The organism is Mycobacterium sp. IDUB_37, assembly GCF_055419245.1.
In genome coordinates this window covers 79,757-101,161 of record NZ_JBVAXG010000008.1, presented here as the reverse complement: position 1 = coordinate 101,161, position 21,405 = coordinate 79,757, and the positions used below count along the sequence as shown (strand labels likewise).

Below are 21,405 nucleotides of genomic sequence, written 5' to 3'. Positions count from 1 at the left end.
GCAAAACAGTCGCAGCGTAACCCGCCGTCGGAGGAACGAGCCCGGACTCATCGGAGTTTCCTATGGGCAAATTAGGCGAATCGTCTGATACCTGTTTCGCTATCACCGCCCTGCTGCCCGGCGATACCCTGGCGAGGTAGTGGGGCCTGGGAGGCGAAGGAGTGGTGAAGGGCTGATGGCGGCCCGGTGATCGGTCGGGAGTGTCTGGGTTGGGCACGAGCTACCAACTAATGTTTGAGGTCGATGACACTGCGGGTGTGGCCACGCTGCGTTCAGAAGTTGGCGGCCCGACACGGTACTACCTTCGTTGGCGGGCTCGTGATCGGCTTGAGCTCAGTCGGGTTGACGATCTCACGATCGGCGAAGAGAAGCCCCAGCCGATATTTTTCGCGGCGAACCATGGGGTGTTGGAACGTTATCTGGTGGGACTGTTCGGTGACGATATACGCGAAGAAGTCGGCCTTCCCCTCTTGCGATTGCCATGGGACGCAGCTGATGTGGCGGGCAACTGCCAACTCGGAGACTATGCGAGGGGCTATCGGACCTTTGGCCGCCTTGGCCGCCTTGGCCGCTTGACTGGCAAGAAATATGTTTACGACTACGGCCCCGACGTCGAACCAGTAGTCGTGCTTGAAGGAATCCGAACCGACGGTGATCCGGTGGCCAGGGATCGGCGTTCGTAGTCGCGCCGGTCGACAACCCTCTCCCGTTGCACACGCTGGTCAGCGTCGCGCGGTGAGGACGTGAGACTCGCGCGGACTGGCCCGATGTGGCAAATGATACGGAAGACCTCGTATTGGATTGGGAGAGTTAATTTTTCGATCTGCTGAATCATCAGTCTCGACACTGATGATTCAAATGACGAGAACTGTTGTCCAGTGAACTGGACGAATTAGTGTCCCCTACGCAACGTGCCCCGGCCTCGGAAAGGCCCTTTCAGAGCTGAAATCTTATCGCGCATATTTGAGGAGTCATGCAGGGATAACTTCGTCTGCGGCTATCTGTTTGTGGATTTGTCGTTTTCGTGGTTGGTTTAGCGCGAACCTGCTGGGCAGGTGTCTCTTCGCGAACTTCTCGGAAAGGACAGTTGATGTCGGTTGTTGTGGTTCCAGAATTCGTGACGTCTGCGGCATCGAATCTTGCGGGCATCGGGTCCTCGGTCAGCCAAGCGAACGCGGCCGCTTCAACCTCGACCACGCAGGTGTTAGCTGCGGCCGGCGATGAGGTTTCCGGCGCTGTCTCGGCCCTGTTCGGTTCCTACGGGCAAGCCTTCCAAGCAGCCAGCGCACAAGCCAACGCGTTCCACGAGCAGTTCGTGCAACTCATCAACGATGGCGGGGCCCGCTACCAAGCTGCCGAGGCCGCCAACACTAATCCGCTGTACCCCTTGATCGGTGACGGTGCGCATGGCACGACAGTCAATGGCGTCGGCACTGCAGGGCAGGCCGGCGGGATCCTGTTTGGAAGAGGCGGTAACGGCGGCGACAGCACCAACCCCGGCGCGACCGGCGGCGCCGGTGGCGCCGCCGGATTATTCGGCATCGGAGGCAACGGCGGCATGGGCGCCATCGGCACCCTCGGCGGCGCGAAAGGCGGCAACGGCGGCATCGGCGGCGCCGCCGGGCTACTGTTCGGCATCGGAGGCGCCGGGGGGATGTCGGGCGGCCACGGTGGGGTAGGCGGCACCGGCGGCTCAGCCGGGCTGGTCGGCGCTGGTGGGCGCGGCGGTGGATTCAATGCCATTCCTTCGTCACCCGGTGCCGGTACGGGCACAGGTGGAGACGGCGGTACCGGCGGACTGCTGGGCGTCGGTGGCGACGGCGGGCAGGGCGGCGGATTGTCCAACGGCGGGGCCGGCGGCAGCGTCCTATTCGGACTGGGCGGCAGCGGTGGAGTCGGCGGGCGGTTCGCCTTCGGGGGTCCCGGCGGCGCCGTAGTGTTCGGCCTCGGCGGGTTCGGCGGCGACGGCTACCCCGAACCAGTCACCGGCAATATGGGGTTTAGAAGCGGCGGCGGGTACGGCGGCCCCGCCCTTCTACTCTTTCCCGGCTTCGGCGGTACCGGCACGTTCGGGGCTGCCAACGGCCCTGTTGGAAAGTTCTTTTTCGACCTTTTCTAAATAATCACGCCACACACCTTCGACACTGCCCCCGCGCATATCCGAGCTCGGCCACACGAGACCCGAAAACGGCGGCATCGGCCCGTGACCCAAGTCCACCGGATTCATTGCGGCCGCTCTACTTCGCCACGACTCGGGCGTTCCCGGGCCCCAACCTGCACATCCCAAGGCTGACTGCTTTTGTGTGCAATCAGCGCGTAGCCGCCCTGCCGCGGCGATCCGCGCGGTTGCCCACGCCCTGACCGGATATCAATGATGTTGCCTTAGTTGGGGATTGAATCGGTATTGCCGAAACATGGGGCACCCCACAGCCCGCGTTCGGCGGCGATCGCTTCCTGCTCCGCCGCGGCGATGCTCGGATATTCGGTTACTGGTTTCTTGTGGTAGACGTAGGACTTCGCTGCACCGGCCCGCGCCGCCCCGACTGAATAGTTCCAGCCGTCGGCTCTCACGAGACAGGCCAAGGTGCGTCCGTAACGGTCATTCGAATCCTGTGTTGGGTCGGTGATCAAAGCCATGCGTTGCCCGCCCAGATTGGTCTCAGCGAACTGTGTGGCCTCGGGTCCCCAGCAACCCACGGTGTAGCCGGGCTTCTTGGTTTCAGGAGTGTCGAGGCCCAGAATGCGCACTCGAAGCCGCCCGCGGACATCGTCGACGATGTCAACCGTGTCGCCGTCAACGACTCGCAGGACAGTGGCAGTGGTCGGCAACGGGTCAGCGCTTGCCAGCGAGTCGACCGACACTATCGACGACGCGAGTATCACCGCAGACAGCAACGATAACCGAGCGGAAATCTTCATGGCGTCAGTGTTGCCCACAGGGGTGACATTCCGTGGAGCCTCCGCGGCACCAGAACACCTCGCCATCGAGAGCGTGCTGGCCACGGTACTGATCCGGCCGGCACGTTCGAGCAGAAGGCCCAGCTACGGCAGGTTATGCGGGCCGGTGGCCTTGAGTTCACGGACACGGTCTTCGACGCAGGCGTTCTGACGGTGCCGCACTTCCATGTCCGCCGCCGCAGCATCACTATGCCGAGCATTGAAGCTCTGTCGGTCGCCTGCCATACGCTCGACGCGAGCGCTGCGACGGCGGATCGGGCACTCGCACTTGAGGAAGGGGCTACTGGATGGCGGTTAGGGAAGATGGCGATCGCCACCAGCTAAAGGTGTTGCTCGACCACGAGATTCGAGTATGTCAGCGCTGCCAAGACATGAACGAAAAAGGAGTCACGCAGAGTGCCCCCGGCTGGGGCAATCTCGATTCAGCTGTAGCAATAGTTGGCCAAAGCCTCTGCGAGCAGTGCATGAAGCCTCAGGAGCCCTTTTATGAGGGCAGCGGATCCCTGCTCAACACTTGTTTCGAGCGCGCTCGCTGCAAGAAGACCGAGATCTTCATTACCAACGCGGTGCACTGCCACCCACGCGGTAACCGCGCATCGAAGACTCACGAGATAGCGAACTGCTCCTCGTATCTTTACCGAGAGCTTGAAATCGTTCGCCCGCAACTGGTTATCGGTCTTGGGGAGGACGCCGAACGTGTTTTGTCGTTCCTGTATCCGACTGCTCGGACGCTGCTGTGGCCATTCATTGCGCCCAGCAATGTCAGGTCGAAGCGAATCCCGTGTTGTCTTTTCGCACCGCACCCATCCTGGATCAAGCGTCAACACGACCGCGAGCTCGAGGATACCTACGTGGGCAGCATGGCCGCAGCGTTGAAGTGGGCCATCGCGAAAGGGCCGCTGCCGAGCCAACGCCACCCGCTGATGCCGACATGCGCAGGGATGGCCGAGGTGCCTGACGAGTAGAACGTGGTCGGGCGCATCGGCAGACGTCGCTCACCGCGGATCGTGTCGTTGCAGATTCTTCCTTGCCCGAACACGGGGCAACAGAGGCGATAACGACTGGACCATTACGACGGGCTTACCTCAGTGTCCAGGATGCTGTCGTACAAGTGCGGCTCTGGGCCTTTCTCCCAACTGTCGCACTGGGCGTCGCCGACTTCGGAGTAGTCACCCTGAACGCTCACGTTCTGCGGGCTCGTGCGCGACGTACCGTCGGGGCGGCTGCGGCGCGAGTGAGCAGTTCGCGCAGCTCGGGATCCGTGTCGAATTCATGTTGGGCGTTGGTTACGACGCGGGCTGGCTGTAAGAGGATGCTGCCATCGGGGTTCTCGCGCATCACGAAGCGTTGGTTGGGGCGTCCGGGCAGCACTGCGCGGCTACGGCTATCGGTTTCCACGAAGGCGAGTTCAGCCACCACGCCACGGTAGCCGTTTTTCCCGCAACGGGTACTGCGTCTGCGTTGCCTCTGCCGGAAGCAGTGTCCAGGCAGACCGTGCCTGTGCCGGAACTTCAATTCTGGACAGGAAAACCGGACTATCCTCGTTGAGGTCGTCTGCGCTGCAAGCAGATTGGTCTATTGCGTTAGGTTTGCCACGGGATATAAGCCACGCGCGCCGCCCGACCCGTGGTTCGGGCACCCGTCGGTGTAAACAAGTCCGTCGGGCAGTCGCGGTCGATGAGTGCGCGACAACGGGGATGAGAGCGCGGCCACGTGTTGTTGCGGGGTCCCCGCTAGTAACCGCCCAAAACAACCGATATGTATGTGTATGCATGACTCGGCCTACGCGGGAATCGCCGTGATCACGACCGGGATCGACTCAAGTCACCGACACTATCGCCGAGCTTCGATAAGCGCTGAAATATGTTGCGCGCCAGAAGAATTTTCTCTGAAATTCCGGTGCTGGGCCGCAGCGACTTTCAGCTGATCGGCCAAGCGAGCCGCGCTACCAGTGGTGCGCGCGCCGGAGTTAGCCCGACGGCGCCACCAGGTGACCGCGAGCGCGTGAGCAACGCAGGGCCGATGTTCTCACGAGCCTTGCCTGGCCACAGTGCAACTGCGTAGCGACCACGAGGGGTAGTCGGGCGTGCGACACGCCCGTACAGGCAATCCAAATTCTGGTGCATGCGCTGCAGTTGTTGAGCCCCAAGCGTTTACGAAAATAAATGCTTTGCTGGCCGAGCGTTTACAGAATTAAATGAAGTCCTTGCGCCAGTAAGTGCCTCTGTTGCATGCCGAGAACGCAGCGTGAGACGAAAGATGCTGTACAGAAACAATATTCGTAATCCAGCACCCGCCTCTCCAGGGTTACTGGTCCGATGGGTCTGGCTGCTGTGCACCACGCACAGTTGTGGTTCATTCGCGGCTGAAAATGCCTGTCGGGCAGTGCACTCGAACAAGCGGATCGTGGGAGGTTCGGCCTTCAAGCGCATTTGGTCACGATCGAGTTACATTTGCCGGGAGGCTCCGGGCACGTCGGAGGACATCCGGTTAGAGGTGGGCAACATGGCGAGACCATTGATTGGACGGCGCGATCGCATCCGAGTGGAGTTCAGTTTGTCGCCGGAATTGGCGGCAAAGGTGTATCGCTATGCCAGGTCCACCGACTTGACGCTTTCTCAGACGGGCGAGCGGCTTCTCGCCGATGCACTCGCCCAGGGCGTGAGCCCGGCGGATTCCGTTGTGCGGGCTTCCATCTGAAACGTCGATGCCGAACGTCGACAACATAATCCAGCGAAGGGAGAGATCCGAGGACGCCACCTGAACATCGCAAGGGCCGCGCGTTAGGTCCATAAGAAATCAACGGCTAGGCCCCAGATACGCCAAGAGCCGGGTGGCAGCCCGGCTCTAGCGTTTCAAAGCACTTCAAAGAGTTGTCGAGGCTCTTCTTAAACCCCTCTAGGAGGGATACGTGTATTTCATCGTGTCTGCGTCCATGTGTCAAACACCCACGCCGCTATTGCAGCGGCTTGTTTCACTAAGTTGCCGCGTCCCCGCGGTGCCCGTGGCCATGCAAGAGTCGGTCGAAGACTGCTCAGGGCGCCATGAAACGGCATCCAAAAGTTCGGTGCCTCGGCCCAGACAGGCCGCGGCACTGCTGCAACGGCAACCGGTGACAAGTCAGCTGCGAGTCCATGAATGCGCCGCCGGCCATGGCGCCTCACGCGGTTCGTGCCTGCCTTCTGCAGGGCAACGCTGATGGCGCGCCATCGTGCACTGCCGTCGCTACCGGCCACTGACGCGCAACCAACCACAACCAAGGCGCCCGCTCCTACACCGCGCACTGCAGCCGAATCACCAACTCGCCAGGTAACCCCCCCGTTTCACCCCGACATCGATGCCGAGCGTTACGCCAGGCTCGACACACTGACGATTAATACCGCCGACAAGCGTTTCAACGCGGTGGCGGTCGAGTCGGCAAAACGGCTGTGGTGCAGCACAACTGCGCATTCCGCGAAAAGCGACCGCGATCGTGTCGGCAGCCTTGCCCGTTATTTGGCCGTCGAGGCGGCACGCGTGGATAGTTTCAACTACAAAGCTGCTCTGCGCCGAGCCAACGTCGATCGGTATCTGAAGGCCCGATCGATTCAATTGACAACGAAAAGCGTCGGGCATTTGCGGTCGGCCCTCTATGAGGTGGGCAGGATGGTCCATCCCCGCGAGTACCCAGCGCGAAACGCCGTTGAGGTCGCGCGAATCCGGCGCATAGCACCGACCCCACGAGATGAGGTGAGAGGGTGGTACGCGTTGGCGCCCGCACTGCCCAGTCTCTTATCCAGGCGATTGTTTGTACTGCTGGACCTGTGCTTCGGAGCAGGAGCGCGCGCATCGGACCTCAAAGCACTGCGGGGCACCGATATCAGCGAGACAGTGTGGGAAGGCGAGCCAGTCGCGCTGGTCCGGATGTTCAACCTGTCCGGAGGAACGCGCACGGTGCCCGTGGCCGACCCCGAGACGAGTCAACGGTTGATCACGTTATCGGCCGCCAGAAGGTCACGGTTTCTGATCACGGAGGGCGACGAGGAAATTCGCCGCAACTCTGTGAACAAGGTCGGCGAGCATCTCAAGAAAAGGGGCCACGGGAGCATCAATGCCACCGCGCTACGCCACCGTTGGCTAATAAACCTCGCTGACACCGTGCCGGCCGCCTTAATGATGCAACTTGGCGATATCAGCGACATCCGCCTCCTCGCCAGCGAGCGCCACCGACTTCCCACCTACGGTATCGAACACGCTGTGGCCTGGGTTAAGGAGTTACGCGCGTGATCACCGACCACGAGCCGAAATATCGCCTGGCAGACAACATGTTCCGCCAGGCGAAAGTCATCATCGACCGCTCCGGCGCCGCCGAACGCATCAACGCATTCCACGAGGACGCCAAAGGTCAAGGCGGCCGAGCGAGCAACGGCATCACCTACACCCTGACCGCAGTGCTGCTCTGCGCGCTCGGCCTGGTGATGCTCGGCCGCACGCCCACCCTCAAGGCCATCCAAAACGCCATCGCCGAGCTGACGCATCAACAACTCGCCGACGTCGGAATGTCGGGCCAAGACACGGCCCGCATCTTCAGCAGCGAGGACGAACAACGACGTGAACGGCAGCGCTTCACCTCTTGGCTGCACCGGCGCTTGCAACCCCTCGACCCCAGCCCCGACCAACCCGCAAGGCGCATCACCAACGCCGAACACCGCGACATCATCGCCGCACGCACTGCCGAGCAATCCGCTGCCTACGCTGTATCTGCTGAACGGCTCCGCATCGTCGTCAACGACCTGATCAAAGGATCCATTGTTGATCCGCACCCACTGGGCGCAGCCGGCGATCTGGTCGCCGACGAATCGATCTACGATCTCGCCGGACCCTCCGCCGGACTCGGAGCAAAACCGGACAAAAAGCGGGGCGCGTGCTCGTTCGGTAAGTACTACTACCGGGAAAAGCCGAAAGGACCGCTGCGCGACGAATCGCAACACTCCGAAAAGCGCGGCTTCGGCATCGGCATCACCACCATCACCCGCATCGGCACCGGAACCCAGCTACACGCAGTGCCCCTGGTGATACTCGCCGCCGATATCCACGAACCCACCTCCGGCAACGTCGACGCACTGCGCGTCTGCATCGAGCACATGCAGCGCAACGGACTCGACACCCGCGCACCAGGCTCAACGACCCGACCGAGATTCACCGTCGACATGGGCTACTCGACCAAGATAGCCTTCCCTCGGCTCATGCTGGACAAGCAATACACCGGGGTCTTCAGATACCCAGCCAATGCCACACTCAGCGAACCCTCACTGACATCCCCGGGGCCCAACCCCCGTCCCCAGGGCCCCATCCAATTCGCCGGCGCCTTCTACTGCCCTGCCGCCGAATCTTTGCTGCGCGGTTTCACCGTTCCCCGAACCCGCGACCTACTCGCCGCCGACGGCTGGGCCGCCCACGACACCAAACTACGCAGCGTGCTGCCCTTCCTGATGGGAACCAACTCCCGACCATTCCTCGGCCGGCCCCGAGGACGACCCCGCCTCGGAAGCCTCCCGAAGGAAGACGTGAAGGCCGAACTCGTCTGCCCGGCAGTCCAGCTTCGTGTCCAATGCCCCCTCAAGCCGGATTCTCTGCAGCTCGCCGAATTCGGTACACCGCTGGCCTCCCCGACCTGGCAAGCGCATGAACGCCAATGCTGCGCCCAATCCACGCTCACCCTGAACCTCTCACCACCGCAAATGCAAAAGGCTCAGTGGGGTCCGGTGCCCGGGAGCTGGGAACACGCCTTGTACCTCGAGGCCGCCCGGTCGCTGACCGAGCAACGCTTCAGTTTGCTGAAATCCCCCCACGTCACCGGCATCACCGAAATGACCTGGGGACCTCGACGAGAGCCAATGGTCAAGATTCTCCTTGCCCTGGCCATCGCCGCCACCAACCACCAAATCCAAAAGACCCATAACGCACGCCGAGTCCGGGAAGAATCCATCGACATCCGCTGGCGCCAACTCCAGGAACACCTCGGCCACGAACCGGCACGAACACCACCCCGAACCTAACTCCACACCCACCCACGGCGGGCCGACCTCGAAAGGGTCGGCCCGTCGCCGTGCGCCGGCCAAAAACAATTCAGCCCCGCCGAGCCGGCCGGAATCGCCGAACCGGTCTCACAGGCCGTTGACGCCGGCTGGCCCCACACCCAGCCATCCCGCCAAAGCGGCAAAGGATTTCCGTTTCTGGCGCGACCAGGCAGCACGGAGGGCGGTTTCGGCCCTGGTACCGGGCCACGAAAAATCGGCGGGAACCCGGCCAACAATTCTCTGGACGCGCAGTCAATTCATGTGCCGCACGCTGGCGGAATGTACCGCTCACTGTTTGACAGATGATTCCCCGGCCAATTGGCCGGGGTTTTTTCTGTTTGGACCCTCTGCGGCGGACCGTCGCAAGACCGGCATGCGAAAGGCGTTCGCAGCGACGGTTGCCGCTGCGGCAAACGCCACCGTCTACGGTCTATCTGGTTTGGAATTCGCGCCGACGCACTCATCGGCGACTTATCGAGGGAGCCGCAGCGTTGAAAATCGATCCTGCCGCCACCGCTTGGCTGCTGGCCAGCACCGCGCTGGTGCTGCTGATGACCCCCGGGCTGGCGATTTTTTACGGGGGCATGGTGCGTACCACCGGCGTGCTCAACATGATCATGATGAGCTTCATCTCCATACCGCTGGTCACGGTGGCTTGGTTACTGGTCGGCTACAGCCTGGCGTTCTCTGACGGCGGCGGTTTCATAGGCGGCCTGGCACACGCCGGGATGACCGGGATAAACCCGGACACCTTGCACGGACAGGTTCCCGAACTGCTGTTCGCGACCTTCCAGTTGACGTTCGCGATCATCACGGCCGCCCTGATCAGCGGCGCCATCGCCGACCGCGCAAAGTTCGCGGCCTGGATGGTGTTCGTGCTGGTGTGGTCGGTAGCGGTATACGCCGTCATTGCGCACTGGGTGTGGCAGCCCACGGGCTGGTTGGCCAAGATGGGCGTGCTCGACTACGCAGGCGGCCTGGTCGTGGAGATCGTCTCGGGATCCTCGGCGCTGGCGCTCGCGCTGGTGCTCGGCCCGCGAATCGGCTTCAAAGCCGAGGCCATGCGCCCGCACAACCTGCCGTTCGTGCTCCTCGGGGTGGGGCTGCTGTGGTTCGGCTGGTTCGGGTTCAACGCCGGTTCCGCGCTGGCGGCCAACGGACTGGCGTCCGCGATCTTCCTGAACACCCTGATTGCCGGCTGTCTGGGCATGCTGGGGTGGCTCACGGTGGAACAGATCCGCGACGGCAAACCGACCACGTTCGGTGCCGCCTCGGGGGTTGTCGCCGGCCTGGTGGCCATCACGCCGTCGTGCGGCACGGTGAACACCCTCGGTGCCGCTGTTGTGGGACTCGCGGCCGGGGTCGTCTGCTCCTTCGCGATTCTGGTGAAGTTCAAACTCAACTACGACGACTCGCTCGACGTCGTGGGCGTGCACTTCGTCGGAGGCGTGGTCGGGGTGTTCTTGATCGGCCTGTTCGCCACCGCGGTGATGACCGGGGGCCCGAACGGACTTTTGTACGGCGGCGGACTGGGCCAACTCGGCAAGCAGTCGCTGGCTATGGGAGTGGTCGCTCTCTACGCTTTCACGGTCAGCTTTGTGCTGGCCAAGTTCATCGACCGGGTGATGGGCTTCCGCATCAGTGCCGCGGATGAGAAGAGCGGGGTCGACCTCAGCGAACACGCGGAGACGGCCTATCCCGAGGGCGTCTACGGCCACCAGGCCCCGCGCCGTTCAGCGATCGGCGACCGGGATGACGCGCGGCAGCGACTCAACGACGACGAGGACTACTGATCCCGAAACGGGCTAACCTGGCCAGGTGAGTCAGCGAGTCCCGGGTGGTGTGGTGCACGAACTCCCCGCGGACCTGCGCGACGCGCTGCAAGCCAATTCGACGGCGCTGGCCCTGTGGAAGGACATCACCCCGCTAGGCCGCAATGAGTTCATCTGCTGGGTCGAGGACGCCAAGCAGGACAAGACCCGCGAACGCCGCATTCGCCGCACCCAGGAGGAACTGGAAGAAGGCAAGCGGCGCCCCTGTTGCTGGCCGGGATGCAAGCATCGCGAACGCAACGGCAAGTAGTCGATTCGCCAGACAGGCACGCTGCTGCTGCTACTGTGAGGTTAGGCGAACCTAAGCTCGCGGACCTCCCCTCACCGCCGGTTTAACCGACCGCCTACCACGTCGACTGCTCTCGGCAGCGAGACGCGGTCTGGTCGTGACCAGGAACGGGGAGGAAGAAAAGTAGTGGCGTTAGTGGTCATGCCGGGGGGTCTGACGTTGGTGGGATCGCAATGACGGCCCCGATCTGGATCGCGTCCCCGCCCGAGGTGCATTCGGCGTTGCTGTCGAGTGGTCCCGGTCCGGGGGCGCTGCTGGCTGCGGCCGCTGCCTGGCAAGGCTTGAGCGCGGAGTACGCCGACGCGGCCGCCGAACTCTTGACCGTGTTGGCTGCGGCGCAGGGTTCGTGGCAGGGCCCCAGCGCCACGGAATATGTTGCCGCGCACGCCCCTTACCTGGCATGGCTGGCACAGGCGCAGGCCAAGAGCGCAGCTGCGGCTGCGCAACATGAGATCGCCGCGGTGGCCTACTCGACCGCAGTGGCGATGATGCCCACGCTGGCGGAACTGGCGGCCAACCATGTGGTGCACGGGGTGCTGGTGACAACGAACTTTTTCGGGCTCAACACGATTCCGATTGCGCTCAACGAGGCCGACTACATGCGGATGTGGATGCAGGCGGCCACCACGATGGGCTTGTACGAAGCAGCGTCGGGTGCGGCGATGGGTGCCATGCCGGTCACCGAGCCGGCCCCTGCGGTGCTCAAGTCCGATGCCGCGACGGCCGCTGCCGGACCCAGTCAACTGACCTCCGCGGCGCCCGCGGCCGATGCCGGAACCCAGTTCAACCTCGTCGACGAGATCACGCAACTGCTGCAGGCGTACCTGAACTACACCCAAAGTCTGTACGCGCCGATCACAAACTTCTTGCAGGATCCCATCGGCAACACCATCCAGTTGTTCACGCTGCTTTTGACCAATCCGGCGCAGGCGTTCGTCACCTACGGGCCATTCCTGTCCGCCGTTGCCTATCAGGTCTTTTCCTGGATAGGGGCGATCCTGACCTATCCCCAATTGCTGCTTCAGCCGCTGCTGGCAGTAACCCTGGGGGTGGTTGCCGGGTTGGCCGACCAGCTGTCGCAGCTGCCGGAACTCGTCCTGGGCGGCGGCGGAGCCGCGGCGGGGACCGCAATGGCAAGTCATCCGGCGGCGTTGCCCCTGACCACTCTTGCTCCCACCATCGCCAGTCCCGCTGCCGCGCCGGCGGCCTCGGCCGCGGGCAGCGCGGGGGCGGCACCGGCTTCCGCCGCGCCCGCCGCCGCGGCAGCGCCCGCAGTGCCGTATGCGGTGCCGGGAATCGACCCGGACGGGGGCTTCACACCGACGTTGCGGGACCGGACCGCTGCGAAGGCGCCGTCAGTAGGCATCCCAGCGGCAGCCGCGGCGGTATCGGCCCAAGACCGGCGCCGTGCCCGCCGTCGTCGCGCCGCCACCATGCCGGAGCGCCAATACGGCGACGAATTCATGGACATTGAGAACTACGACAGTCCGAGCGCGCCACCCGTGGATGAGCCTCGGGTGGCCGCGTCGAGGAGAGGCGCCGGTGCCATGGGCTTCGGCGGTACCGCGACCAAAGCCGACGTCGACGCGGCCGGATTGGTCACCATGCCGTCGGACAATTTCGGCAACGGCCCAACCACACCGATGCTGCCGACTAGCTGGGATTCCGACGAGCCTCGACAGCCTTAGTTGACGGCAGATTCGCCAGCGCGCAAGCACGCCAGTGCGGGTATGTCGTATGCCGCCCGGGGGTATAGGCCATGCCGGTGAGGGGTATTGCCTGGTAGGCCGCCTGTACACAATGCCAAGGTGGGGACTTCTTGGGGGAAGCGGTGATGGCGCCGCTCTGGATCGCCTCGCCGCCGGAGGTGCATTCAGCGTTGTTGTCCAGCGGGCCTGGTCCAGGGGCGTTGTTGGCCGCCGCCGGTGCCTGGCAGGCGTTGAGTGCGGAGTATGCCGACGCGGTCGCCGAGTTGTCCGGCGTGCTGGGCGCGGCGCAGGGGGTATGGCAGGGTCCTAGCGCAGCGCAATATGTGGCGGCACATGTGCCGTATCTGGCGTGGTTGACGCAGGCGCAGGCGAGAAGTGATGCGAGCGCGGCGCAGCATGAGGCCGTCGCGGCGGCGTACACGGCGGCGCTGGCGATGATGCCGACGCTGCCCGAGTTGGCGGCCAACCATGTCCTGCACGGAGTGCTGGTCGCAACGAATTTCTTTGGCCTGAACACGATTCCGATCGCGGTGAACGAGGCCGACTACACGCGGATGTGGTTGCAGGCGGCCACCGCGATGACGGTCTACGAGGCTGCATCGGATGCGGCGATGGTTTCCGTCCCGGCCACGGAGCCCGCCCCCACGGTGCTCAAGACCGAGACCGCCAGCTCAACCGCGGCACCCGCAGCGGACGCGGGTCAATTCGACGTCGTCGACTTCCTCACCCAAGCGATCCAGGGGTACCTCGAATACGTCCGGCAGCTGTTTGCGCCGATCACCGACTTTTTGCAGAACCCGATCGGCAACACCATCAACTTGTTCAACCTGCTGCTGACCAATCCGTCGCAAGCGTTGATCGTGTACGGGCCGTTCCTGTCCGCCGTCGCCTACCAGGCCTTCTCCTGGGTCGGATCGTCGCTCACCTATCCCCAACTGCTGCTGCAACCACTGCTCGCCACCACTCTCGGCATCGTGGCCGGGGTCGGGCAGCAGCTGCTTGACATGCTGGTGCTTCCACCGCTCGTGCTCAGCCCGCTGGCGCCCCCGGCGGCGGCACTGGCCGGGCATGCGGCGCTCGTCCCGGTCGCGGGTTTTGCACCGACCACGGTGACCTCCGCCGCCGCTCCCGCGGCATCCGCGGCAGGCGGCGCGGGGGCGCCGGCGCCTGCTTCGGCCGCGCCCGCCGCGATGGGTCCGGCGGTGCCCTATGCCGTGCCCGGTTTCGACCCCGACGGTGGGTTTACGCCGACGCTGCGGGATCGGACCGCGGCGAAGGCGCCGTCGGTTGGCATCCCGGCTGCGGCCGCAGCGGTGTCGGCCAAGGAACGGCGCAGTGCCCGGCGCCGGCGCGCTGCCACGATGCCAGAGCGCCAATATGGCGACGAGTTCATGGACTACAACGGCGGCAACGAGCCAGACCCGGTCGAGCCCGCGGTCGCGGCGTCGAGCCGAGGCGCGGGGGCAATGGGCTTCGGCGGGACGGTCACCAAGGGCGACGCCGACGCCGCCGGGCTGATCACGCTGCCGGCCGACGAGTTCGGCGGCGGACCAACCAGTCCGATGCTGCCCACCACCTGGGACACCGAGCGGCCGGACCAGTAGCTCGGCTCAGATGCTGGGCTGAGTGTTGACCCAACCCACGATCTCGGCGGTAACCGGGTCGGTGATGTCGTCGTATTCGGAATGCTTCTTCAGGACTGTGCCCACCATCGAGCACACCGGGACGATGCGCTTGCCTTCGGCGCGGGTCTCCTCCAGCGCCTCCTCCAGCAGCAGTGTCGCCAAGCCGCGTCCGCCGAATTCTGGATCGACCACCGTGTGGTGGAAGACGCGTTGACTGCCGCGGTCGGCGAAATCGGCAAAACCGACTTCCTGCCCGGCAAGGGAGATCGTGTACTTGCCGTCGTGGGCAGCGATGGTGACTTCGGCGCCGGTCTTGTCGGTCGTCATAGGTGCTCCTTAGAGAGGTTCCGGGGAAGGCCTGGGAATCAGCCGGGTGGTAGGCATGGGTGGGGCCGGCAAGCGGGCGACCGAACCTTGGTAACCCTGCACAGCACCGAAACGATCATTGGAGTCCTGCCATTCCCGGCGGTAGGCCACGATGTCGTCATGGCTGCGGCCGACGAAGTTCCACCACATCACCAACTGCTCGCCAAAGGGTGCGCCGCCCAGCAGCAGCACGCGGGCGGGATGGTCCGCCGCATTGCGCAACTGCAGCGTGGAATGGCCCGGCGCCTGGTAGCCCAGATCGCCGACGGTCAGGTCAACTCCGCACATCGCGATGACACCCTGGTCGCACAGCACTCCGTGCTCGAAGGTCGGCTCGATGTCGATTTCGAGTATGGCACCAGCATCAAGATCGATCTGAGCACCGACCAGCGGGCTGAATGTGCCTACCGGCGAACGATTTCCGGCCAGTTCACCGAGAAAGACGCGAAACTGTGCACCGTTGAACGACATCGGTTCGGGCCGATAATGCGCGAAGTCGCGCCCGGTATTGCGGGCCGACTCGGGCAGTGCAACCCACAACTGGGCACCGTGCAGCACGGAGTTCGGGCCGTTGTCGGCGGACACCTCGGAATGGCAGATCCCGGCGCCCGCCGTCATGAGGTTCAGTTCGCCGGGCCGGACTGTGGCGTGCACGCCGGCGCTGTCACGGTGCTCCACTTCCCCGCTGAACAACCAACTCACCGTTTGCAATCCCGTGTGTGGGTGGGGCGGGACGTCCATCTGCGCCGAAACCGGGCCGTAGTGGTCGATGAAGCACCACGCGCCGATCAGGGAGCGCTGGTGTTGCGGAAGGGTGCGTTGCACCCGGATGGCCCGCGGGCCACCCAGCGGTACCTCCCGCGGGCGCAGCACCTCGACGGCCGGCATTCCTGCGACGATTTGCGAAGCACCGCAATCGACTTCGGCCGGTGCGGCTTCCAGATTGCTCATGATCGAACCTTCGTGGGCGTGACTCAGCGGCGACAACGCGACCCTACTCGCCGCTCGGTGGTCACTTCCGAGGCGGCTGAATCACCTTCATGGCGACCCGCATGAGTGGCGCGGGAACCCGATCCTTCAGCGACAGCGCGGTGTCGGCCGCGCGGGAGCGCAGTGGGGTGCCACGGCCGAAGGCACGGTTCAGGGGTCCGCCACTCGGTTCGAGCGTCACGTGCATCGGTGGGGCGTCGACGTTGGATCCCAGCGCATTGGAGATGACCATCCGCTGGATCTCGCTGGTGCCTTCAAAGATGGTGTACAGCTTGGCATCTCGATACCACTTCTCCACCGGATGATCGGTGATGTAGCCCCAGCCGCCCATTGTCTGAATGGCGCGTTCGGTGGCCTTGACCGCGACTTCACTGGCGGCGAGTTTGGACATCGAACCCTCACCACGCTCGAATGGAACGCCGTTGGCCGCCATCCAGGACGCGCGCCACGTCAACAGCCGGGCGGCATCGATCTGAGTCGCTAAGTCCGCCAACGGAAATGCGATGCCCTGGTGGTCGATGATGGGTCCGCCGAATGCCTCGCGCTCGGTGGCGTAGGCGGTGGCGTACTCCAGTGCGGCGCGTGCGATCCCGATCGCCTGGGCTGCCACCATCGGACGGGTTTGCTCGAAGGTGCCCATCGTTGCTGAGCCGGATTTCTTTGCACCGGCGACCACTTCCCGCGCTTTGGCAAATTTGTGTTCCATCTTGTCCTGACCGCCGAGCAGATTGGCTCCGGGCACTCGAACCCCGTTGAACTTCAACTCGGCGGTGTGCGACGCCCGACAGCCCAACTTGTCGAGCTTGCGCACCAACTCCAGGCCGGGTGTACCGCCCGGCACCACGAAAAGCGCCTGGCCGCGGTGGCCGAGTTCCTCGTCGACGACGGCATTGACGACGTGCACGTTGGCGATGCCGCCGTTGCCGATCCACATCTTGTGTCCGTCGATGATCCAGTCGTCACCGTCGCGGCGGGCGCGGGTGCGCAGATTGCGCACGTCGCTGCCACCTTCGGGTTCAGAAATTGCCAGCGCAGCGAGTTTGAGATCGCCGGGAGTACCGAAGCACTCCGGCGCCCACTCCAGCATCTGTTCCGGGGAAGCGGCCTGACCGATCGCCGAGAGCGCCAGCGCCGGCATCACAATCGCCAGGCCGATACCCGCGCAACCCCAGAACAACTCCTCCATAAACATCGGCAACGACAGGCCGGTGGGGTCGCCGATCAAGTCGCGATAGAACAGTGGGCTGTAGAACCCGCGTCTGGCCGCCTCCTCCAACACCGGCCAAGGGAATTCCTGCCGCTGGTCGTATTCCAGCGCGACGGGCCGGATCACTTCTTCGGAGAACTCGTGTGCGCGACGGGCCAGGTCGTGTTGCGCCGCCGTTGGGGTCAGGTCGAACGTCATGATGCGCCCCTTAGGGTCAGTTGCCTCGGCCCGGACGGAGCCACTGTCGAGCGCCGTATACCCCAGGGTTGGCAGCGCAACCGCAGCGTCCTGTCAGGCTGCCGATCGCGGACCAAGCCGGGCCGACGGCAGGTGCAGCACCACAGCGGTCGCCGCGACAGTGTCAGCTTCGCGGCGCTCCAGTAGTGCCGCATTTTCCGGGAGTTGCCGGGCGTTGATCTCCCCCGCGGCGATCCGCCGCAACATAGCGTGCGCGTTGGCGAGCTGTTCCCGCTTGCGGTACTGGCCGCCGGGCAGCTTGATGCCGGCCCAGACTCCCCACTCTTCGCGATGCTTGATCGCACGCCCCGCGCACAGTCGTTGCTGCGCCAACGGGCATCGGCGTAGGCACTGAAGCCGCGCCTCGGTGGCTGCCCGCTCATAGGCTCGCGCTTTTGCCGCGCCGTCGCCGCCGTCGTCGTCGGGGTAGCCGAACCATAATTCCGGATTGGATGCGCAGGGGTTCGCCATGTGCCAGCCTCCTTTGGGTTGAAACGTAGGCAGAATCGTATACATATCCAGACGGGCGACACAAGAGAATGAAGACATAAACAGATACGACTACGACTAGCTTTGTATCTGTGTAGGATTCTCGCCATGGCCGGAGCCAGCCGTGAGCCGTGAATCGGCCGGCGCAGCGATCCGCGCCCTCCGTGAATCGCATGACTGGTCGCTGGCCGATCTCGCCAGGGAGACCAGCGTGAGCATCATGGGCCTGAGCTACCTGGAGCGCGGCACTCGAAAACCACACAAAAGCACAGTTCAGAAGGTCGAAGCTGGATTCGGCCTGCCGCCGGGTACCTACTCGCGGCTCCTGGTGGCGGCGGATCCGGAAGCGGAGCTCGCGAGAATTGTCGCCGAGACACAGGCCAACCTTCCGTACCCTCCAGACCGGCCGCCCACGGTGATCAGGCACCCGACCGACACCGATGTGCTCGAGCAATATGCGGAAGTGCAGTTAGAAAACCTGCGAACGCTCGTGGCTCGACTGCCGACGAAGACATCAAACGAATATGAGACGTATATTCTCGACGTGGTCGCACAGTGCGTAAAGGCGGAGATGCTGGCCGCCAGCTCATGGCGGGTGGCGGTGAACGCCGGTGTCGAATCGACGGACCGCCTCATGGATATCCTGCACGCCATCGAGGCGACCCGCGGCACACTACTGGAACGGATGCCCACCAGCCTGAGCGCGCGCTTCGACCGCGCGTGCCTGCGGTCGTCGCTGCCGGACCCGGTCATTGCCGCACTGATCGGGGTGGGCACCGACGAAGTGTGGGACATCCGCAATCGGGGTGTCATCCCCCCCGGGGCACTCCCCCGCGTGCGCGCCTTCGCCGACGCGGTCGAGCCTGCCGAGCCGACGGACGACGATGGGCCAGCCAAGGAGGCGCAGCAATGACTCAGCTCGAAATCGACGCGCTCAACCGAGCCCATCGATTGTTCCTGGGCAGCACCTACCCGGCGGGAGTAGGTGCCGACCCGGGCACCGGGCATTACCGAGAGTTGCTGCGGCGCAATGGTGAAGCGAATGCGGATGCCGGACAGGGGCATTACGCGAGCGCCGCCAGTCGGACTCAGGCCGTATTGGTGTCGGCGGAAAGGACGGATTCTGCCCTCGCGGCCATCGTCGCGGGCGCGCATCGGGATCGGGCAATCGCAAGCGAACGCACGGGGAGCGTCGTCGATGAAGCCCGCGCCGACGCCGCCGTCGCTCCGTTGACACCCTTGGCCCAGCGCGAGGCGATGCGTCGCCGGGTGGCGCGGTTGCGGGCGCAGCGAGCGCACGTCCTGGCGGCCCGCGGTCGGGCCCGACGGCACCTTGCGGCGCTCCGAGCACTTCGATACCGAACTTCCCACCATCGGGGTGGAACGCGGCTGCCGTCGGCAAGCGGCCGGGCCGGGGCGGCGGTGCGTGCCGCGCTGTCGCGACTCGGGCGGCCCTATGTCTGGGGGGCGACCGGACCCGACCAGTTCGACTGCTCTGGGCTGGTGCAGTGGGCGTACGCACAGGCCGGTGTGCACCTGGATCGGACCACCTATCAACAGATCAACGACGGCGTGCCGGTCCCACGCTCGCACGTCAGACCTGGCGACCTCGTCTTTCCGCACGCCGGCCACGTACAACTGGCGATCGGCAACAACCTGGTGGTCGAAGCGCCGTACTCGGGTGCTTCGGTCCGGGTCAGCCGGTTGGGAAGCAACGTACAAATTCGGCGGCCACTGTGAGTGTCCGCGATCAAGCCGGATCTTCGGTAGCCGCCCTTAAGCAACGTCAGGCGGAGCTGGCCGCCAGGCATAGCGCGGTTGTCGACGCCGACCGGGTGCTGGCCGACGTTGTTGCCAGTGCGCACGACGCCCTGCGAAACAGTGTCCGCCGGCTCGACGCGATCACCGCTGAGATCGAGCGGGGGCGCACACTGGCGGTCGATACACCACTGGGAGCACGGGAGTTTCAACGGTTTCTGCTGGCCAAGCAGCGTGAGATCAGTGGCATCGTGAGCGAGGCCCGAGAGTTCAGTCGCGCGAAAAGTGCGGTGCTGCAACGGTTGCAGGAACAGTATTCAATCTGAGTCGGTCCTCGGTGGTGCGAGCCGAAAGGTGAATTGTCCGAACGAGTTTGCCTGGGTACTGTCGCCCGGCATGGAGGGGTCGCAGTGGGTCGCCACCATATGGACCGGCAGGTCGATCGCGTAGATGTCGACATACCAGGACCTCGTCGAGGCGATGCGCCGCATCCAGGAGCGCACAGGTGACCCGCATGCCTGGCAGACCGGGCTGACGCCGTACGAAGTGACCGCCGTTCTCGCGCCCATGACGCCGTTGCCCCAGCTCGACGCGATCCTGGCCACGATCCGTCGACACCACGCGGAATTGTTCAGCCCGCCAACCCCGCCCGTGCTCCCCCAGCCAACACCGCCAACCCCCCCGGACCGGGGCGACGGCGATGCAGCCAGAGCAATCGCCGATGCGGAAGCAGCTCTGGCACATCAGAATTCGGTGACGTCGCAGCTCGATCTGCAGGTGATCTCAGCCGTCCTCAACGCACATCTCAAAACAGTCGACGGCGGGGATGCGCTGGCGGGCCTGCAACGGGAGATCGAAACGGCGGTAAGAACGCGATCCGACCTGGACACGCCTGCCGGGGCACGCGACTTCCAGCGATACCTGATCGGCAAGCTCCGAGATATCCGCGAGGTCGTCGCCACCGCGAGCCTCGACGACACCTCGAAGGCGGCGCTGATGGCCGCGTGGACATCGCTATACAACGCGTCGAAGAGTGCGCCGGGCACGCCCGCCGACCGCCCGGTGTCACCGGCGGCGCCGCGCGATGGCGGACAACAGCAGGTCTCGGCCCCAGACCCCGGATCTGATCCGCTGCTCGACGCGATGTTGTTCGGCGATCCAGGGTTGCCGGTCGCCGGCACACCGGCGCCGGAAACGGCGGTGCCAGCCGCGGTTTCGACCCCACCGAGCGCCGGCGGCGGCGCAGCGCCGAGCGGTGGCGGCATGCCCGGCCTGACCACGCCGAGCGGGCTGCAGTTTCCCCAGGCCGCCGGTTTCGGACGGGATTCGAAGGCGCTCGGGGACGGGCCGTTCGCCGATGACCTGGCCGAACGCGAGTCAGACGAGGACAAGCACAAGCGCGATCACCGCGACGATGACGACCCGACCGACGAGCACACCGAGCCCAAAGCGGGCGGGCCCGAGGTACCTGCGTCGGGGCCGACGACCGTGACGTTGCCCGATGGTGAGACCGTGACGGCCGCCAGTCCGCAGCTGGCGGCAGCCATCAAGGCGGCGGCCGCCGGCTCACCCATCGCCGATGCGTTCCAGCAGCAGGGCATGACCATCCCGCAGCCGGGAACCGCGGTCGCCAACCCCATCGACCCAGCGCGGGTCGTACCCGGAGACATAGGCATGTTCACCGACCGGCATGCGCTCGCCCTCGGACGTAACAAGGCCCTGCTCGACGGGCAGATTCAACACATCTCGACCGTGAGTGGACCCAGTTTCCTAGGCTGGGAGCATCCGCCGACACCGGCGGCGCAGCCATCGGGGACGGCGCCGGCCCAACCCGAGACACCGACGCCCACCCGTCCGTCGGCAATGGTGAACGGCTAGGCACGGAT

The 21,405-nt window shown here is 64.6% G+C and carries 20 protein-coding genes; 14 read left to right on the top strand and 6 right to left on the bottom strand.

Annotation, left to right across the window (positions count from 1 at the left end; genetic code table 11):
- Nucleotides 1–230: 230 nt before the first annotated feature.
- Nucleotides 231–683 carry an Imm61 family immunity protein gene (locus ACZY1I_RS24010; RefSeq protein WP_463758207.1) on the top strand — a complete coding sequence of 151 codons (453 nt, stop codon included), beginning with the start codon at nucleotides 231–233 and terminating at the stop codon, nucleotides 681–683.
- 407 nt (nucleotides 684–1,090) lie between these two features.
- A complete protein-coding gene (locus ACZY1I_RS24005; protein ID WP_463758205.1) occupies nucleotides 1,091–2,119 on the top strand; it encodes a PE family protein in 1,029 nt (342 codons plus the stop codon).
- 263 nt (nucleotides 2,120–2,382) lie between these two features.
- Here the strand turns inward: ACZY1I_RS24005 and ACZY1I_RS24000 are convergent, their stop codons facing one another.
- Nucleotides 2,383–2,919 carry a thermonuclease family protein gene (locus ACZY1I_RS24000; protein ID WP_463758202.1) on the bottom strand — a complete coding sequence of 179 codons (537 nt, stop codon included), beginning with the start codon at nucleotides 2,917–2,919 and terminating at the stop codon, nucleotides 2,383–2,385.
- 326 nt (nucleotides 2,920–3,245) lie between these two features.
- Here ACZY1I_RS24000 and ACZY1I_RS23995 point away from each other — a divergent pair, with 326 nt between their 5' ends.
- Entirely contained in the window at nucleotides 3,246–3,923 is a 678-nt protein-coding gene (locus ACZY1I_RS23995) for a uracil-DNA glycosylase family protein (RefSeq protein ID WP_463758200.1), read from the top strand.
- A gap of 217 nt (nucleotides 3,924–4,140) precedes the next feature.
- Here ACZY1I_RS23995 and ACZY1I_RS23990 read toward each other — a convergent pair whose 3' ends face one another.
- Nucleotides 4,141–4,374 carry a hypothetical protein gene (locus ACZY1I_RS23990; RefSeq protein ID WP_463758198.1) on the bottom strand — a complete coding sequence of 78 codons (234 nt, stop codon included), beginning with the start codon at nucleotides 4,372–4,374 and terminating at the stop codon, nucleotides 4,141–4,143.
- A gap of 1,089 nt (nucleotides 4,375–5,463) precedes the next feature.
- On the opposite strand from ACZY1I_RS23990, the gene ACZY1I_RS23985 reads away from it, so the two are divergent.
- The 7 genes from ACZY1I_RS23985 to ACZY1I_RS23955 all read left to right on the top strand — a co-directional run bounded on the left by ACZY1I_RS23985 (nucleotide 5,464) and on the right by ACZY1I_RS23955 (nucleotide 14,451).
- Nucleotides 5,464–5,658, top strand: coding sequence for a hypothetical protein (locus tag ACZY1I_RS23985; RefSeq protein WP_463758195.1), 195 nt, complete (start codon nucleotides 5,464–5,466; stop codon nucleotides 5,656–5,658).
- Nucleotides 5,659–6,705: 1,047 nt separating this feature from the next.
- A complete protein-coding gene (locus ACZY1I_RS23980) occupies nucleotides 6,706–7,224 on the top strand; it encodes a hypothetical protein (RefSeq protein WP_463758192.1) in 519 nt (172 codons plus the stop codon).
- Nucleotides 7,221–8,996 carry a hypothetical protein gene (locus ACZY1I_RS23975; RefSeq protein WP_463758189.1) on the top strand — a complete coding sequence of 592 codons (1,776 nt, stop codon included), beginning with the start codon at nucleotides 7,221–7,223 and terminating at the stop codon, nucleotides 8,994–8,996. The genes ACZY1I_RS23980 and ACZY1I_RS23975 overlap by 4 nt, the downstream gene beginning before the upstream one ends.
- A 512-nt stretch (nucleotides 8,997–9,508) precedes the next feature.
- Nucleotides 9,509–10,810 carry an ammonium transporter gene (locus tag ACZY1I_RS23970; protein WP_463758185.1) on the top strand — a complete coding sequence of 434 codons (1,302 nt, stop codon included), beginning with the start codon at nucleotides 9,509–9,511 and terminating at the stop codon, nucleotides 10,808–10,810.
- 25 nt (nucleotides 10,811–10,835) lie between these two features.
- Nucleotides 10,836–11,099 carry a YdeI/OmpD-associated family protein gene (locus tag ACZY1I_RS23965; protein ID WP_463758181.1) on the top strand — a complete coding sequence of 88 codons (264 nt, stop codon included), beginning with the start codon at nucleotides 10,836–10,838 and terminating at the stop codon, nucleotides 11,097–11,099.
- Nucleotides 11,100–11,311: 212 nt separating this feature from the next.
- Complete coding sequence (locus ACZY1I_RS23960) at nucleotides 11,312–12,826, top strand: PPE domain-containing protein (RefSeq protein ID WP_463758178.1); 1,515 nt, start codon at nucleotides 11,312–11,314, stop codon at nucleotides 12,824–12,826.
- Between the two features lie 143 nt (nucleotides 12,827–12,969).
- A complete protein-coding gene (locus tag ACZY1I_RS23955; RefSeq protein ID WP_463758576.1) occupies nucleotides 12,970–14,451 on the top strand; it encodes a PPE domain-containing protein in 1,482 nt (493 codons plus the stop codon).
- 6 nt (nucleotides 14,452–14,457) lie between these two features.
- On the opposite strand, the gene ACZY1I_RS23950 is transcribed toward ACZY1I_RS23955, so the two are convergent.
- From ACZY1I_RS23950 to ACZY1I_RS23935, 4 genes are all read right to left on the bottom strand, one after another.
- Nucleotides 14,458–14,799: a GNAT family N-acetyltransferase gene (locus ACZY1I_RS23950; protein ID WP_463758175.1), complete on the bottom strand. Its 342-nt coding sequence runs from the start codon at nucleotides 14,797–14,799 to the stop codon at nucleotides 14,458–14,460.
- Nucleotides 14,800–14,808: 9 nt separating this feature from the next.
- The gene (locus ACZY1I_RS23945; protein WP_463758173.1) at nucleotides 14,809–15,789 is read right to left on the bottom strand and encodes a pirin family protein; all 981 of its coding nucleotides are present in this window, start codon (nucleotides 15,787–15,789) and stop codon (nucleotides 14,809–14,811) included.
- Nucleotides 15,790–15,850: 61 nt separating this feature from the next.
- Entirely contained in the window at nucleotides 15,851–17,233 is a 1,383-nt protein-coding gene (locus ACZY1I_RS23940; protein ID WP_463758169.1) for an acyl-CoA dehydrogenase family protein, read from the bottom strand.
- A 93-nt stretch (nucleotides 17,234–17,326) separates the two neighbouring features.
- Nucleotides 17,327–17,743, bottom strand: coding sequence for a WhiB family transcriptional regulator (locus ACZY1I_RS23935; protein ID WP_463758166.1), 417 nt, complete (start codon nucleotides 17,741–17,743; stop codon nucleotides 17,327–17,329).
- 142 nt (nucleotides 17,744–17,885) lie between these two features.
- On the opposite strand from ACZY1I_RS23935, the gene ACZY1I_RS23930 reads away from it, so the two are divergent.
- The 4 genes from ACZY1I_RS23930 to ACZY1I_RS23915 all read left to right on the top strand — a co-directional run bounded on the left by ACZY1I_RS23930 (nucleotide 17,886) and on the right by ACZY1I_RS23915 (nucleotide 21,397).
- The gene (locus ACZY1I_RS23930; RefSeq protein WP_463758164.1) at nucleotides 17,886–18,674 is read left to right on the top strand and encodes a helix-turn-helix domain-containing protein; all 789 of its coding nucleotides are present in this window, start codon (nucleotides 17,886–17,888) and stop codon (nucleotides 18,672–18,674) included.
- Nucleotides 18,671–19,501, top strand: a complete 831-nt coding sequence (locus ACZY1I_RS23925; RefSeq protein WP_463758161.1) for a C40 family peptidase — start codon at nucleotides 18,671–18,673, stop codon at nucleotides 19,499–19,501. The genes ACZY1I_RS23930 and ACZY1I_RS23925 overlap by 4 nt, the downstream gene beginning before the upstream one ends.
- Nucleotides 19,498–19,845: a DUF4226 domain-containing protein gene (locus ACZY1I_RS23920; RefSeq protein ID WP_463758159.1), complete on the top strand. Its 348-nt coding sequence runs from the start codon at nucleotides 19,498–19,500 to the stop codon at nucleotides 19,843–19,845. Before ACZY1I_RS23925 ends, ACZY1I_RS23920 begins: the two co-directional genes overlap by 4 nt.
- A 124-nt stretch (nucleotides 19,846–19,969) precedes the next feature.
- On the top strand, nucleotides 19,970–21,397 hold the full coding sequence (locus tag ACZY1I_RS23915) for a DUF4226 domain-containing protein (protein ID WP_463758156.1): 1,428 nt from the start codon (nucleotides 19,970–19,972) through the stop codon (nucleotides 21,395–21,397).
- Nucleotides 21,398–21,405 lie beyond the last annotated feature (8 nt).